The sequence below is a fragment of the Streptomyces sp. NBC_00078 genome, assembly GCF_026343335.1.
Taxonomy (GTDB): Bacteria; Actinomycetota; Actinomycetes; order Streptomycetales; family Streptomycetaceae; genus Streptomyces.
Genome location: NZ_JAPELX010000001.1, coordinates 7,594,602 through 7,608,907, shown reverse-complemented (window position 1 = coordinate 7,608,907; position 14,306 = coordinate 7,594,602). Strand labels below are relative to the sequence as shown.

At 67.1% G+C, this 14,306-nt stretch carries 8 protein-coding genes and 3 pseudogenes; 5 read left to right on the top strand and 6 right to left on the bottom strand.

The annotated features are described in order from the left end of the window. Positions 1 to 44: 44 nt before the first annotated feature. The 3 genes and pseudogenes from OOK07_RS35390 to OOK07_RS35380 all read right to left on the bottom strand — a co-directional run. Positions 45 to 215: pseudogene (locus OOK07_RS35390) on the bottom strand (integrase core domain-containing protein); the annotation flags it as partial. 106 nt (positions 216 to 321) lie between these two features. Further along, positions 322 to 2,124: a reverse transcriptase/maturase family protein gene (locus OOK07_RS35385; RefSeq protein ID WP_266794913.1), complete on the bottom strand. Its 1,803-nt coding sequence runs from the start codon at positions 2,122 to 2,124 to the stop codon at positions 322 to 324. Positions 2,125 to 2,662: 538 nt separating this feature from the next. Beyond that, a pseudogene (locus OOK07_RS35380) lies at positions 2,663 to 3,442 on the bottom strand (IS481 family transposase); the annotation flags it as partial. 895 nt (positions 3,443 to 4,337) lie between these two features. On the opposite strand from OOK07_RS35380, the gene ltrA reads away from it, so the two are divergent. Together ltrA and OOK07_RS35370 are read left to right on the top strand one after the other, a co-directional pair. Further along, positions 4,338 to 6,101 (top strand): group II intron reverse transcriptase/maturase, encoded by a 1,764-nt coding sequence (gene ltrA, locus OOK07_RS35375; RefSeq protein WP_266794682.1) that lies wholly within the window; start codon positions 4,338 to 4,340, stop codon positions 6,099 to 6,101. 43 nt (positions 6,102 to 6,144) lie between these two features. Then, positions 6,145 to 7,152: pseudogene (locus OOK07_RS35370) on the top strand (IS5 family transposase). Positions 7,153 to 7,605: 453 nt separating this feature from the next. On the opposite strand, the gene OOK07_RS35365 reads toward OOK07_RS35370, so the two are convergent. Continuing rightward, positions 7,606 to 8,619 (bottom strand): LysR family transcriptional regulator, encoded by a 1,014-nt coding sequence (locus OOK07_RS35365; protein WP_266800544.1) that lies wholly within the window; start codon positions 8,617 to 8,619, stop codon positions 7,606 to 7,608. Here OOK07_RS35365 and OOK07_RS35360 point away from each other — a divergent pair. Beyond that, positions 8,606 to 9,610, top strand: a complete 1,005-nt coding sequence (locus tag OOK07_RS35360; RefSeq protein WP_266800542.1) for an amidohydrolase family protein — start codon at positions 8,606 to 8,608, stop codon at positions 9,608 to 9,610. The genes OOK07_RS35365 and OOK07_RS35360 overlap by 14 nt on opposite strands. A 376-nt stretch (positions 9,611 to 9,986) precedes the next feature. Further along, positions 9,987 to 11,429: an NF041680 family putative transposase gene (locus OOK07_RS35355; protein WP_323183048.1), complete on the top strand. Its 1,443-nt coding sequence runs from the start codon at positions 9,987 to 9,989 to the stop codon at positions 11,427 to 11,429. A gap of 224 nt (positions 11,430 to 11,653) precedes the next feature. On the opposite strand, the gene OOK07_RS35350 is transcribed toward OOK07_RS35355, so the two are convergent. Beyond that, positions 11,654 to 12,325 carry an SDR family NAD(P)-dependent oxidoreductase gene (locus OOK07_RS35350; protein ID WP_266800538.1) on the bottom strand — a complete coding sequence of 224 codons (672 nt, stop codon included), beginning with the start codon at positions 12,323 to 12,325 and terminating at the stop codon, positions 11,654 to 11,656. A gap of 148 nt (positions 12,326 to 12,473) precedes the next feature. On the opposite strand from OOK07_RS35350, the gene OOK07_RS35345 reads away from it, so the two are divergent. Next, complete coding sequence (locus OOK07_RS35345) at positions 12,474 to 13,166, top strand: TetR/AcrR family transcriptional regulator (RefSeq protein WP_266680069.1); 693 nt, start codon at positions 12,474 to 12,476, stop codon at positions 13,164 to 13,166. A 281-nt stretch (positions 13,167 to 13,447) separates the two neighbouring features. Here the strand turns inward: OOK07_RS35345 and OOK07_RS35340 are convergent, their stop codons facing one another. Further along, on the bottom strand, positions 13,448 to 14,257 hold the full coding sequence (locus OOK07_RS35340) for a hypothetical protein (RefSeq protein ID WP_266802139.1): 810 nt from the start codon (positions 14,255 to 14,257) through the stop codon (positions 13,448 to 13,450). Between the last annotated feature and the right edge of the window lie 49 nt (positions 14,258 to 14,306).

Here is a 14,306-nt window from a genome sequence, read left to right as displayed (position 1 = left end):
TCACGGTGGTATGGCGCGGGCGGGGCGGAGCGGGGACCTGCCGGCTAGGTGTATTGACCCGCAGCGTTGTTGACGCGGGTGATGGGTGGCTGGCCGCCGAGTGCGGTGTGGCAGCGGTGGTGGTTGTAGGTGTGGAGGAAGTCTGCCAGGGCTTCGGTCCGTTCCTGGTTGCTGGTGTAGGGCCGCAGGTAGGCCCATTCGTCGAGCAGGGTGCGGGTAGGGTCGGCCGGACGGCGAGGTGCCTGCTGAGCAGGTCCTTTTCCGTCCGGCCTCCCACCGAACCGGCCATGCCCGTTTCCGGGCAGCACGGCTCTCCAGTGACTACTGCGTGCGCGTTGTACTCGGCTTCCTCCGATGGATGCGGTCGTGACAACTGCCGCAGACCACAAGGGACTTGCGGCGGCGCGCGACCATCATCTTCACCCAATCGGAGGATGCGACACCGGCCCGTTGGAGCTCGTTGAGTGACTTGACGTGGTGGGCTTCCACCTCGCCCGGCCGCTTGCAGAGCTCGCATCTATTCGCCGCAAGCCGACGGATCAGCTCTTTATGCGGATAGACCGGACCGGTCAGACGGTCGGTCAACTCCGCCGTCTTCTGCCGCTTGAGAGGAATTCCCCCGAAGCGGGCGACCAGTTCTCTCCTGCTGTCTCGCACCAAGGTGGCCTCGAAGCACGTGCGTGGCCCGTGCGGCGTCGCGATCTTAGCCTTGAAGCGGGCCGCCATCTTCGTCACCGACGAGCCGTGCTTTCTTGCCAGGGTCTTGAGCATGGAGGTCTCCATGACCCAGCGCAGCCGGTGAAGTCGTTGGACATCACCGGCCAGGAGGTAGTACTGGACGATGCCCCGGTACTCGATCCCGTATTTGCCCACGATGACATAGTCGGTCTCGTTGACCAGAGGGTTTCGGCACGCGGGTTTTCCGCGCGACAAGTACGGGGCGCTCTTGGCCTTGACCACAGAGGCAGGCACATGCAGGACTACCGCTCCGCATACTGACCGGCGATTTCGCCGATCGCTTGCCGACGGCCGTCTTGTTTTCTGATTTGTGCTTGCTACTGAGATCTCGTAGCCGAGGAACTTTGCCCTCTTGGTACGGGCATGGGTGATCAGCGTCTTCTCTTGTGACAGTTCCAGCTTGAGATCATCACGCAGGAACTTCGCGATCCGCTGTTTCACTTCCTCGGCTTCGGCCTTCGGCCCGACAAACCCGAGCAAGGTGTCATCGCAGTACCGCACGTAGCGCAGTCTCCGGTAGTTCGGATCATTCGGATCCTGGCTCGGGAGACTGTGCAGCCGACGATAGAGAGATCGCACTTCAACACGGTCACCTCGCCGGCGGGCACGTACGATCGCTTGCTCCACCTTCCGGTACTCCGGGTTGCGCGCTCGGAGCTTCGCCCGGGTGTATTCGGGGATCAGGGTTTTCTCGATGAACTCGTCCAACTTGTGCAGGTAAATATTGGAGATCACGGGGGAAACGACGCCGCCCTGCGGAGCCCCGCTGAGTGTCGCGTTCCAGACCCAGTCCTCCAGGTATCCGGCCTTGAGCATGTTGCGCACCAGCCGCAGGAAACGCTGGTCATGGACCTTCTCGCCCAGCAGTCGGAGCGTGACCTCATGGTCGAGGCTCCCGAAGCAGTCGGCGATGTCGCCCTCAATAAACCAGGTTGTTCCGGTCCAGGTGTTGGCCACTTCCCGCAGTGCGGTGTGGCAGCCTTTTCCTGGCCGGAATCCGTGGGAGCGGTCGGAGAAGGAAGGCTCGTAGTAAGCCTCCAAGAGGAGACGTATCACTTCACCTACTAATTTATCCGTCCAAGTTGGCAGACCTAGAGGCCGAGTCTTTCCGCTCTGTTTCTTCGGGATATGGACTCGCCTCACAGGGCGGAATCGATAGCGCTCGTGGCGCATCGCATCGATGATGCGGTCGATCTTCCGAGCGGACATGCCGTCCACGGTATCCTGCGTTACCCCAGGCGTCATCGCACCCTTGTTGGAGTAGATGCGCCCGTAAGCCAGCAGATACAACTGCGGGTTGAACAGCTGTCGATACAGTTCCTCACACGGCAGACCGCGCCTGCCGCGCTCACGCAGGACACCCAGCACCGTCTCGGCGCTCTGCATTTCGCATACCTCCCGACTTTGGGTGTCCGATCACCTGGGGCCCTTCGCCCGACTGCAGACGGCTTTCCCGTCCTCCCCGGCCGGTCGTTACTCCGGCGACTACTACGGCCCCTCCGTCGCCATGGGGCTCGCGCCCGTTAGGCGATCCCACGTTCGTCCCTGTCGTACGTAATAGCGTGACGTAGGCGCCCCACTCATCTCCTTAAATACCCTCACTGGGCATCGCTCCTTGTCCCGGAGGTTGCTTGGCCTTCTTTCACAGCGACCGCAGGACCGGCACCGGTTTCAGACGTTTTTTTCCGGTGGATGCGAACTTTCATCTTCTGGAGATTGGGATTCAGGCAATTCAGCTTTCGCCATATCACGCGGGTCCCCCAGAGCACCGTCCCTGACGTCTGGACCCGGCCTCTGGTTGGCTGGCATGCTACGGTCCCCTTCACCTTTCGGATCCAGGTAAGCCATCAGACCCAGGAATATCCCTCCGAATTCCTCCCGGCTATGCCGGGGATACGACCGGGCGCCTCGTGGCGCACTTGAAGCGTTCGACCTTGCCGTTGGTCTGCGGGCGGTAGGCGCGGGTGAGCTTGCCGGCCGCGTCGAGGTCGGCCAGGGCCTCACGCCAGGCGAAGCTTTTGCGGTAGGGCCAGGCGTTGTCGGTCAGGACCCGCTCGATGCGGGTGATGCCGTGCTCGGCGAAGAAGGCTGCGGCCCGGCGCAGGAAGTCGGCGCAGGTGGCGGCCTTCTCGTCCGCGTGGACCTCGCTGTAGGCGAGGCGGGAGTGATCGTCGACGGCGGAATGGACGTAGTCGAAGCCCATGCCGCTGCGGGTGGCCCGGCCGGCCTGCCGGCCCAGCACCTTGTGGCCGCCGCCGTCGGGGATGCGGCCGAGCTTCTTGACGTCGACGTGGACCAGCTCGCCGGGCCGGTCGCGTTCGTAGCGGCGGATGACCTGCCCGGTGGGCCGGTCCAGAAAGGCCAGGCGGTTGAGGCCGTGCCGGGTCAGGATGCGGTGCACGGTGGAGGCGGGCATGCCCAGGATCGGCCCGATGCGAGCCGGGCCCAGCTTGCGCTCTTGTCGCAGCCTGCAGACATGCGCTTCGGTGGCGGCTGCGGTCCGGTGCGGTGTCGTGCGGGGACGGCTGGGGCGGTCGATGAGTCCGCTCTCGCCCTCGGAGTGCCAGCGCCGGATCCACTTGTGGGCGGTGGGACGGGAGATGCCCATCTCGGCTGCGACGTGCGCGACGGGACGGCCGGAGCGCACACGGTCGACGAGCAGTCGCCTGCCGTGAACGGTCAGCCGGGCATTACGGTGGGACACGAAGGCCTCCGTGCGGTGAAGATTCGACACCTCCACTACACACGGGGGCCTTCGCCATGATCAAGCCCGGCCAGCGTTAACAACGCTCGTGATCAATACAGCTAGGGCCTGTTCTGAGTTGAGATCACGGGATCGGTCATTCCCGCTTCAGGAGGGTGCTAGCTGCGGTAGACCGGTCGCGTGACTCGTGGTGATCTGACCGATGCCGAGTGGGAGTTGATCGGTGCGACACGAAGTCGCGCATTTCGAGTGAACTCGCAGATCGGAGGCCGGTTATAGACCGGATGCGTAGTTCCTGATCAGTGTTCGAGATCAGTCCCCGCCCTGGCGTGCGTTCACAGGTCCCGCTTGTGAGGGTGCGAAGCCCAGGGAAGAAGCCCAAGGGCCCCCGCTCCGTCCGGGGGAGCAACCGGGCGAGGGGAAGGCCGGACGGGCGAACGCAAGTGAACCCCCGATGATGCCTCGTCAGCCCAAGCCTTGGGTGACGGGACGAGGACCAGGGTGCAAGGGCCTGGCCGCTGGAAGAGGCGGCAAGCGGCGGCCGGGGACGATCAACCGGTCGTGGGAACACCGCTGGCCCCGGGGTGTAAGGGGCGCCCACCCCGGCCGTGTCTCGTGTGCGCGGAACGTGGAAACCCCGTCGGGGTCCGGGCCGTTGGGCTCGGTAGGCCGATCGTAAGAGGGGCGGAACTCCTCGGCGGGACAGGAAGCCCAAGAAGCAGATGCCGGCGGCCGAAAGGCGCGGGACTCGGGACGTGTGGTTGCCTCTCCAGGCGGCTGTCTCGGGGAACCGGCCGGATGCCGGTCCTGGCGGCCGGGTCCCGAAAGGGGAGCTGACGTGGGCTGGTGAGCCTTTGACGACCGAGGCCCGGGGCCTCCCGAACCGAGGGGCAAGTTGGACACCGCGGTGAACGGACCCAAGGACGTTGCCGAATGGGACGACGTCGCATGGCGTCACCACGAGGACAACGTAGTGAGGCTGAGGCAGAGGATCTTCAAGGCGACGCGGGAAGAGGACTGGGCCCTGGTCCGGTCCTTGCAGAAACTGATGCTGAGATCATGGTCGAACACGCTGATCAGCGTGCGGCAGGTGACTCAGCGCAACGCTGGACGTCGGACGGCCGGGATCGACGGGGAGACCGCCCTGTCACCCGAGGCCAGGATGGACGTGGCTGTGCGCGTGCACCACACGCGCTCGTCCTGGAATCCACTGCCGGTCCGACGCGTGTACATTCCAAAGGCCAATGGAAAACAACGGCCGCTCGGTATCCCCGTGATTATGGACCGATGCCATCAGGCGCGCGTCCGTAACGCACTGGAACCCGAGTGGGAGGCGCGCTTCGAGCCGAAATCCTATGGGTTCCGGCCGGGCCGCAGCTGTGCGGACGCCATCGGCGCTCTCTACTCCACGCTGAAAGGCTCCCGGGCCAGGAGGCTGTGGATTCTGGATGCCGACTTGTCCGCCGCGTTCGACAGAATCGACCACGAACAACTGCTCAGAGCGATCGGGTCCTTCCCGGCCAGGGAAATGATCCGGGGATGGCTGAAAGCGGGAGTGGTGGAGGACGGCCTGCACGCACCGACCGAAGAGGGATCACCTCAAGGCGGTGTAATCAGCCCGCTGTTGATGAACGTTGCTCTCCATGGCCTGGAGGAAGCTGCCGGAGTCCTCTATCTCGCATCCGGACGTACTTCCGGAGAAACGACACGAGGAGCTCCGGTGCTGGTGCGATACGCCGACGATATGGTCGCCTGCTGTCACTCTCGGCAGCAGGCAGAGCAGGTCAAGGTACGGCTTGCAGCGTGGCTGGCCCCCAGAGGGCTGACCTTCAACGAGGAGAAGACGCGCATTGTGCATCTCTCCGAAGGTTTCGACTTCCTGGGATTCACTCTCCGCCAGTTCCACGGGTCCAAGCTGATCATCAAACCAAGCAAGAAGGCGATCAAGCGGATACGGAAAAGGCTCACGGACGAGATGCGAAACCTTCGCGGATCGAATGTGGTGGCGGTCATCGCCAAACTCAACCCGATCATTCGGGGCTGGGCGGCCTACTACCGTGGGGCGGTGTCCAGCCGGGTCTTCTCGGATCTGGACTCTCATGTGTGGCGGCTCACATACAAGTGGGCCAAGCACTCCCACCCCAACAAGCCGAAGAAGTGGATTGTGCGCCGCTACTACGGCAAGTTCAATAAGTACAGGAACGACTACTGGGTGTTCGGCGATCGCGGCTGCACCAGCGAAAGCGGCGGCACCTTTCACGTGGTCAAATTCTCCTGGACGAATATCGTCCGGCACCAGCTGGTCACGGGCGGGGCGTCACCCGACGACCCCGGCCTGCAGGACTACTGGGCCAAAAGGCGGAGGAAGGTCAAACCCCCGCTGGACAACTACAACCTGAACCTGCTCGCCAAGCAGGAAGGGCGCTGTCCACTCTGCGGGGACTACATCCTCACTGCCAACCAGCCACCGCAATCCCCGCACGAATGGGAACGCTGGTGGTTGAACACCGTCCGCAGAGCGGTAGCCGCCAACTACCTCACTCATCACGGGCGGAGCGGCACGCCGGACGGACCGCAGACTCGCCTGGTACACGCCTCTTGCCATCGTGGTCTCCGAGCCAGAACACGCAGGAGACTCGCAGTCTCTGCATCACCGTGAAGCCCTCGGGGCTTGCTTGAGCCGTGGTGCCTGGAAAACGGGCATGCCCGGTTCTGAGGGGGCGGGGACGCAGCAATGCGTCCCCGCTACCCGACAGCCGCACCTGCCGCTGGGGGCGTTCGGACCGATTCCTGACCTGCGCAGCTACTTCAACGCGGTGATGTGGCGGTTCCGTACCGGCAGCCCCTGGCGGGATTGTGCCGGAGAGCTACGGCTCCTGGTCGACGATCTATGACCGGTTCCGGACGTGGGCGCGTGACGAAGACTTCCAGACCCTCATGGAAGCGATGATCGCCGAGGCGGCGGCCCGCGACGACGTCGATCTCAGCCTGGTCAGCGTGGACTCGACCGTTGCCCGCGCGCATCACCACGCGGCGGGCATGATCGTCGCCCCGGAGCTCCTTGAGGACTTGGAGAAGGCCGCGGCGAAAGAAAAGGGGCTGCGGCAAAGGGGCAAAACGACCCCGTAGGCGAGGGGTCCGCGAACGGGGAGGATCCCGAGCGGGAACAGCGCCGCGCCGTGCGCCGACGCCGCAGGGTCCGACTACGGGCCGCCGAACTGGGCCGCTCCCGGGGCGGGCTCACCAGCAAGGTCCACCTCGCCGTCGAGCGGCGCTGCCGCCCGCTGTCCATCATCCTCACCCCCGGACAGGCCGCGGACAGCCCGCGCTTCATCCCGGTCCTCAAGAAGATCAAGGTGCGCGGTCCCCTCGGCCGCCCCAGGACCCGGCCGGACGCAGCGGCCGGCGACAAGGCGTACTCCTCCCGTGCCAACCGCGCCCACCTGCGCAGACGCAACATCAAGGCGGTAATCCCGGAAAAGACCGACCAGGCCGCCAACCGCAAGAAGAAGGGACGCTCCGGCGGCCGCCCCGTCAGCCATGACGCCACACTGTACAAAGATCGCAACACAGTCGAGCGCGCCATCAACAAGTTCAAGGAATGGCGGGGGCTGGCCACCCGCTATGACAAGACACCCGAGAGCTACGCCGCAGGACTCCACCTGCGCGGGTCCATCCTCTGGTTACGCAGCCTTCCAGCTCTCCCGTGACCTCAACTCAGAACTTGGCCCTAGCCGGAGTGCGAGCCGCGGGTCCGGCGCAGTCGGCGAGTCACCGGATCAACTCGGATGGGTGCAGATCTTGTGAGGGTGCCTCGTTGGGGTGATTCGCGGGCGTTTCGCGAGACGAGGCTGCCGTGGCCGAGCTCGGGGCCGAAGGCGTGATCTGACCGGCGAATCCTGCACTAAAAAAGGTGCGCCGCGAAAGGGGTGGGCCTTTCCTTCTACCGACCAACCGACGAACAGCAGCGACGCGATTTTCGTGCGCGGCCGATAGCGCGCCGAGGCCGACCAGGTTCGTCGAAGGTAGCGCCGGCTAGCCAGAACAGGACGGCGAATGCCCGGAATCCTGCCGAACGAAAGGGTGTCGGCGAAGTATGTCCATCGGGTGCCGAAAGAAATGAGCGATGTTGTGCTGTCCGCCAGAAGTGGCCAAGGACTTCGTTAACCCTCACCGGTGTTCAGGAAGGCGGCCACGGCCGGGGCGGCTTCCGTGGTCCGGTGCAACAGGTGGAAGTCGATGGTGAGGCCGGGTTCGGCGAGCGGGCGGTACACCACGTTTGGCACGGCGGCGCGGTGCACACCGGCCGGGACCACCGCGACGCCCACCCCGGCGGCGACCAGCGCGAGCACACCCAGGGTGCTGTCCGCCCGAAAGCGGCTCGACGCCGGCCACAGCTTCAGCCGGGCCAGCCGCGACAAGTCTGACACCAGGTCGCCCGGGCCGTCGTCGATGGTGTACTCGACCATGTCCACCCCGGAGATGTGCTCCGCGGTCAGCGTCTCGTGCCCGGCCAGAACATGTCCGGCGGGCAGCGCAACGAGAAACGACACCGAACTGGCCGGGGCGGAGGTGAGCCGAGGTTCGCTGAGCGGTGCCGGGAGTGCGCTGAAGCCGACGTCCAGCTCGCCGGCGAGGATCGCGGCCCGCTGCGTCTCCGGCCCAGCTTCCCGCAGTTCGATCCGTACCAGCGGCCTGGCCTCGTGGAACGCGCGAATCCGGGCAGTCAGGATGCCGCCGAACACCACGGCACCGGCCACGCCGATCCGCACCGCACCGGTCTCACCGCGCAGCGCGAGCCGCGCCGCGACCTGTGCCCGCTCGGCCTGGGCCAGCACCCGCCGGGCCTCGATCAGGAACGCCTGACCGGCCGGGGTTAGCCGGGTCTGCCGGGAGCCGCGGTCGAACAGCCGTCCGCCGAATTCGTTTTCAAGGTCGGCAATCTGCATGCTCAGCGTGGGCTGGACCACGTGCAGCCGGCGCGCTGCCCGGCTGAACCCGCCCTCCTCGGCCACGGCGACGAAGTACCTCAGGTGCCGCAGCTCCATCCCAGCTCCTATCAGCTGTACTGATCGCAGCATCAGCAACAAGTGTTTGAGCTTATCGGCTGCCGGGGCCATCGTGGAGGTGCCAACCGAAGATCGTTGACGAGCAGGGAGAGCGATGCGGATCGTCACGCTCGAAGAACACTGGTCCGACCCGGCGGTGTCCGCCGCCAGCGCGCCGGGCATGACCGAACTCGTCCCCGGCTACGCGGCCGCGTTCGACGCGAGCGCCGGGGTGCCCTACACCGAGCGGAGGCACCTGCTGCCGGACATCGGTGCCGCCCGGATCGCCGACATGGACCGCAACGGCATCACCACGCAGGTGCTCTCCTGCCAGAACACGTTCCTGCCCGCCGACGTGGCACCAGGGCTGACCAAGGCGGCCAACGACACCGCGGCCGAGGCGGTCAAGGCTTACCCGGGCCGGTTCGCCGCGTTCGCCACCCTGCCCACGGCCGTGCCCGGCGCGGCGGCCGACGAGCTGCGCCGCTGCGTCCGTGAACTGGGTTTCGTGGGCACCATGATCATGGGCCGCACCGACGGCGAGTTCCTGGACGAGCCCCGGTTCGACCCGATTCTGCGCGCCGCGAGCGAGCTGAACGTGCCGATCTACCTGCACCCGGCCCCGCCACCACTGGCGGTCAGCGACGCCAACTACGCCGGCCAGCTCTCACCCGGGGTGTCCACGTTCTTCCGGACGGCCTCGTGGGGGTGGCACCAGGAGACGGCCGTGCACTTCCTGCACCTGACCCTGGCTGGAGTGCTGGACCGCTACCCGGATCTGCAGTTCGTCCTCGGTCACTGGGGCGAGTCCATCCCGTTCTACCTCGACCGGCTGGACGAGGCCCTGCCCCAGCGGTTGACCAGGCTTGACCGGACCTTCCGGGAGTACTTCCGGGACAACGTGTTCATCACGCCCAGCGGGATGTTCAGTCAGGCTCAGCTGCGCTACTGCGTCGACACCGTGGGCGTGGATCGGATCATCCACGCCGTGGACTTCCCGATGATCGGCAACGAGGGTGCCGTGCCGTTTCTGGCCGATTCGGACCTGTCCGACGAAGACAAGGACAAGATCGCCCACGGCAACGCCGACAAGCTGCTCGGGCTCGACCGAATCCAGTGACTGGTCCCGCGTCGCGGTCGGCGCTGCGGTCCAGCGACGGCCTGGCGGGCCATCCGCCCGGTGACCGCCAGGCACGGGTCGGACCTGGCGTGCTGGCCGCCGCCACGTCCGACCCGTGTTCCACCGAAGCGGGTCGCACCTCGAGCAGTTCCGCCTCAGCCCCGTGACAGCACATCGAGCCGGTGTTGTGAACTTCAGTGCGGGCGGAGGCGGTTGCCGCTTTGGAAACCGTTGCTTACCTTGTTCTTTTTCTTCCGGTCTCGAACGGTGTCTCGAACTGGGTCGCTCACCTGGGGATTCACCGGACGTGGGGGCGGCCTTCGTCTGATCCTGTGCTCCGACCAAGGTGCACGTGACCAAGAAGAAGGCCGTGAGGGTGAGTCTGCTGCCTGATGCTGTCCGGAGGGAAGCGTTCGCGGAAGCGTCACGCTTCCGGGGCGAGTTCTACGAGTGTCTGACCGCTCGGCGCGACGAGTTGTTCGAACTCACCGACGCGGTGCTGTGTGCGGAGGGGGCGGTGAAGTCCCCGGTGGATCTGACGCTGCTGCCCGAGCATCGTCGTGGGCATGGAGCGATGTACGGCGGTCTGAACCACGGCCGGATCGACATCGGCCGGCTGCGGACCGTGCTGGCCCGGCTGTCGCTGCCACGTTTCGACGGCGGGCGCCTGGTCCTTGCCGTCGATGTCTCGCCGTGGCTCCGTTCGGACGCGCCGTGCTCGGCCGAGCGGCTGTTCTGCCACGTATACGGCCGCGCGAAGACGGCGTCGCAGTTCATTCCGGGCTGGCCCTACTCCTTCGTGGCCGTGCTGGAGCCGGGCGCCACGTCCTGGACCGCGATCCTGGACGTGGCCCGGCTCGGCCCGGCGGACGACGCGACCGCGATCACCGCCGCTCAACTGCAGGGCGTCGTGGAGCGGCTCGTCACCGCGGGCCAGTGGCAGACCGGGGACCCGCATATCGTGATCGTCAGCGACGCCGGCTACGACGTCACCCGCCTGGCCTGGGTCCTGCGTGACCTGCCCGTCGAACTGGTCGGCAGAGTGCGGTCCGACCGGGTCATGCGGTTGCCGAAGCCGCCCCGCCGACCGGGGACAAATGGCCGGCCACCCAAGCACGGCCCGGAGTTCCGCTTCACCAAGCCGGAGACGCGGCCCGAGCCCGCGATCACCACGGTCACGGACACCAGCAACTACGGCAAGGCCGAAACCCAGGCGTGGGACCGGGTCCACCCCCGGCTCACCCACCGCTCCTCATGGCTCGACCACGACGGCGAACTGCCCTTGGTCGAGGGCACGTTGATCCGACTGAAGGTCGAGCACCTGTCGAAGGACCGGGACGCCCCGCCGGTGTGGTTATGGTCCTCGAAGACCGGTGCGACCCCGGACGACGTGGACCGTTTCTGGCAGGCATTTCTCCGCCGCTTCGACCTGGAGCACACCTTCCGCTTCGCGAAACAGACCCTCGGCTGGACCACCCCGAAACTCCGTACTCCCGAGGCTGCGGACCGCTGGACCTGGCTCCTGATCGTCGCCCACACCCAGCTCCGGCTCGCCCGGCCCCTCGCCGAAGACCTCCGCCGGCCCTGGGAGAAACCCGCCACCCTCTACCGGCTCACCCCGGCCCGGGTCCGACGGGGGTTCAGGAACATCCGCGCCCACCTCGCCTGCCCGACCCGAGTTCCCAAACCCAGAGGCGCAGGCCCCGGACGGCCACCCGGCGCCAAGAACAAACACCGGGCACCCCGCTACGACGTCGGCAAGACCGTCAAACGCCCGGAGACCCTCAAGGCCATCGGCAAGCCTGGAAGATCTTGGTAGATAAAGAACAAGCTTACGCGCTGGGTGAGCTTGTAGGTCGCGTGCCTCGCGATTCGCCTCGTTTGCTCAAGGCGGAAGACGCTGCGGAGTGGCTACAGATCCCGGTGCGCACCTTGCGCGGCCAGACTGCCGCGGGAAGGGTTCCGCATCGCCGATTCGGTAAGCATTTCAGGTGTTCACCAAGGGGGGCCTGGCCGTGTTCGCCGCGGGTGTGCCGGAGGTGCTCACCGGATGCCGCCGGGGACGGTGTGGACGATCTCGGCCTGGTCGCGCTTGGTGTACGCGTCCCAGTAGTGCTCGGCGATGGTCTCGGGCTCGGTGCCGGGACCGCCGCCGATGAACACCCCGATCGCCACGTGCGCGGCGTGCACTCCGCGCTCGGCGAGGTCGATACCCAGGGCCATGGCGTAGTTACGCAGGGCCGCCGCCGCGACGCCAATGCTGCCGAACGCGCCGCCGCTCGGCCGGACCGAGGAGGCGCCCGTGGAGAACAGCAGGGTGCCACTGCCGCGTTCGAGCATGGCGGGCAGCACCTGACGGACCGCGGCGACCGCTCCGTACAGGTAGTAGTCAAGCTGCTTGTGGAGGTCCTGCGCCGTAGCGTCGACGACGGCGGCGCCGGCGAACGTGGGGTCGGCGGGCGAGTACTCCAGTACGTCGACGGCCCCGAACCGGTCGGCGACCGCGGCGAGCGCCGACTGCAGCGAGTCGGGACGCGTCACGTCCGCGGCGAAGCCCGCGGCCTCGATGCCCTCCTCGGCGAGCCGCGCGGCGAGCGCGTCGAGCTTGTCCTGGGTCCGGGAGACCAGGGCGACCTGGAAGCCCTCCCTTCCGAAGCGGCGGGCGATGGACAGGCCCAGGCCGGGACCTGCCCCGATGACGGCGATGACGGGCATGGATGGTGCTCCTGTGGTCGGACGGGCCGGATCTATGAGGGGCACCTCCCGCCCCGACAGCGATCAGGACTGAAAGTCGAGGGCAGCCTCACGTTCTGGAGCGTAGCAGAGAACATGAGGTATCCCTCCGGTTGGTAGCCTGAGTGACATGGCCATCGACCGTCCGTCCGCCTCCGCCGGGAACCCGGCCCCTGTCCGCCCCCTGCGGCGCGACGCGCAGCGCAATCGCGAGGCCCTGCTCACCGCGGCCCGCTCCTGCTTCGCCGAGCAGGGCCTGGAGGCACCCCTGGAGCAGGTGGCCAAGCGGGCCGGGCTGGCCATCGGCACGCTGTACCGGCACTTCCCCACCCGACTGGACCTGGTGCAGGCAACCTTCGCCGGGAAGCTGGCCGCCTGGCGGGAGGCCGCCGAGAAGGCCGTCACCATGGACGACGCCTGGGCTGGGCTGTGCCACTTCCTGGAGACCATGTGCGAACTCCAGTCACAGGACCGGGGATTCAACGACCTGGCCTCCATACGGTTGCCGGAGAGCGCCTGCCTGGCGGGCGCCCAGACCCGCATCCGCGAACTCGGTGTACACATCGTCGAGCGTGCGCAGGAGCAGGGCAGCCTGCGCCCCGACCTCACCGCCGAGGACCTTGCCTTCGTCATCTGGTCGCACAGCCGCGTCACCGAGGCCACCCACGCCATCGCCCCGGACGCCTGGCGCCGCCACCTTTACCTTCTGCTCGACGGCTTCCGAACCGACCGCGCCCACCCGCTGCCGGCACCGCCGCTCACCGGGGAGCAGCTGTACCGCGCCATGACCAGCCTCGGCGGAAACGGGGCCTGCGGCGCCTGACCGTCGGCACGCGTCGTTTCCTCAAGGCGCCGCGGGGAGCCCCTTCCCGCGACCATGTCGAGCCGGTACGCCTCCGTCCCCGCGACGCAGAGTTCGCGGAGGCGTTTTGGTGACCTCCGCGTGCACCGGCGACACGGCGCGCGTCTCGAAGGCCGCCTCAGGGCTGGCCACCCGCCTTGACAAGACACCCGAGAGCTACGCCGCAGGACTCCACCTGCGCGGGTCCACCCTCTGGATACGCAGCCTTCCAGCCCTCCCGTGACCTCAACTCAGCACAGGCACTAGTCGGCGCTGCGGGTCCGCCGGCCGACGAGAGCCGTCAGCGAGGCGACCGTCGTGCGCGGCGGCTGCCGGAGGTCGCGGTCCGGGTGCAGGACGGTGCGGAAGACGGCCCAGGCGAGTGCGCCGAGGGCGAAGCCGTAGCAGGAGACCAGCCCGTGCCCGTTCTCCTGCGCGAACCACATCGCCAGCCCGAGCACCGGCACGCCGAGCGCGAGCAGCCGGTTCTTGCGGACGGCCTTGCCGTGGTCCGCACCCTGGTCGTCGGAGCCCTCGTCGGCGCTCTGGCCGGCGGCCCTGCCGGAGTTCTCATCGGCGCCGCCGCGCAGCAGCAGGGCCACGGCCAGCGTCGCGCCCAGGAAGTAGGTGGCGCCGGAGCTGCCGGCGAAGTTGCGGGGATCGGTGCTGTGGGAGGTCTGGCCCCACAGTTTGTCGATCTGCTCCGGCAGCAGGATGCCCGCGGCGAACAGGCCGAGCGTCAGCGGCGCACCCCAGAACCAGTCGGCGAAGGCCGCGACGGCGGCAAGGGTCGCGATGTTCCAGGCCGCCCCGCCGAAGCCGCCGTTCTGCATGAAGACCGAGGTGACCACGCGCCACCAGCCGGACTTCGACGGGTCCGCGTCGAGCGCGCCCATCGCCCCCGACCAGCAGAGCTGGAGGGCCACCCCGGCGAGCGCGAGCCCGGTCAGGCCGACGGCCGCCCAGGGGATCCTCCGCCGGCCCAGTGTGCTCTGGCCTACCAGGGCCAGACCGCCGTTGAACATCAGCACCATCAGTGCCGCCGTGGTCACGTTGAACAGCAGGATGTCCATCGTCACCACCCCCCTCCGAGCCGTGTGCGATTTTGCTGATCATGACGTT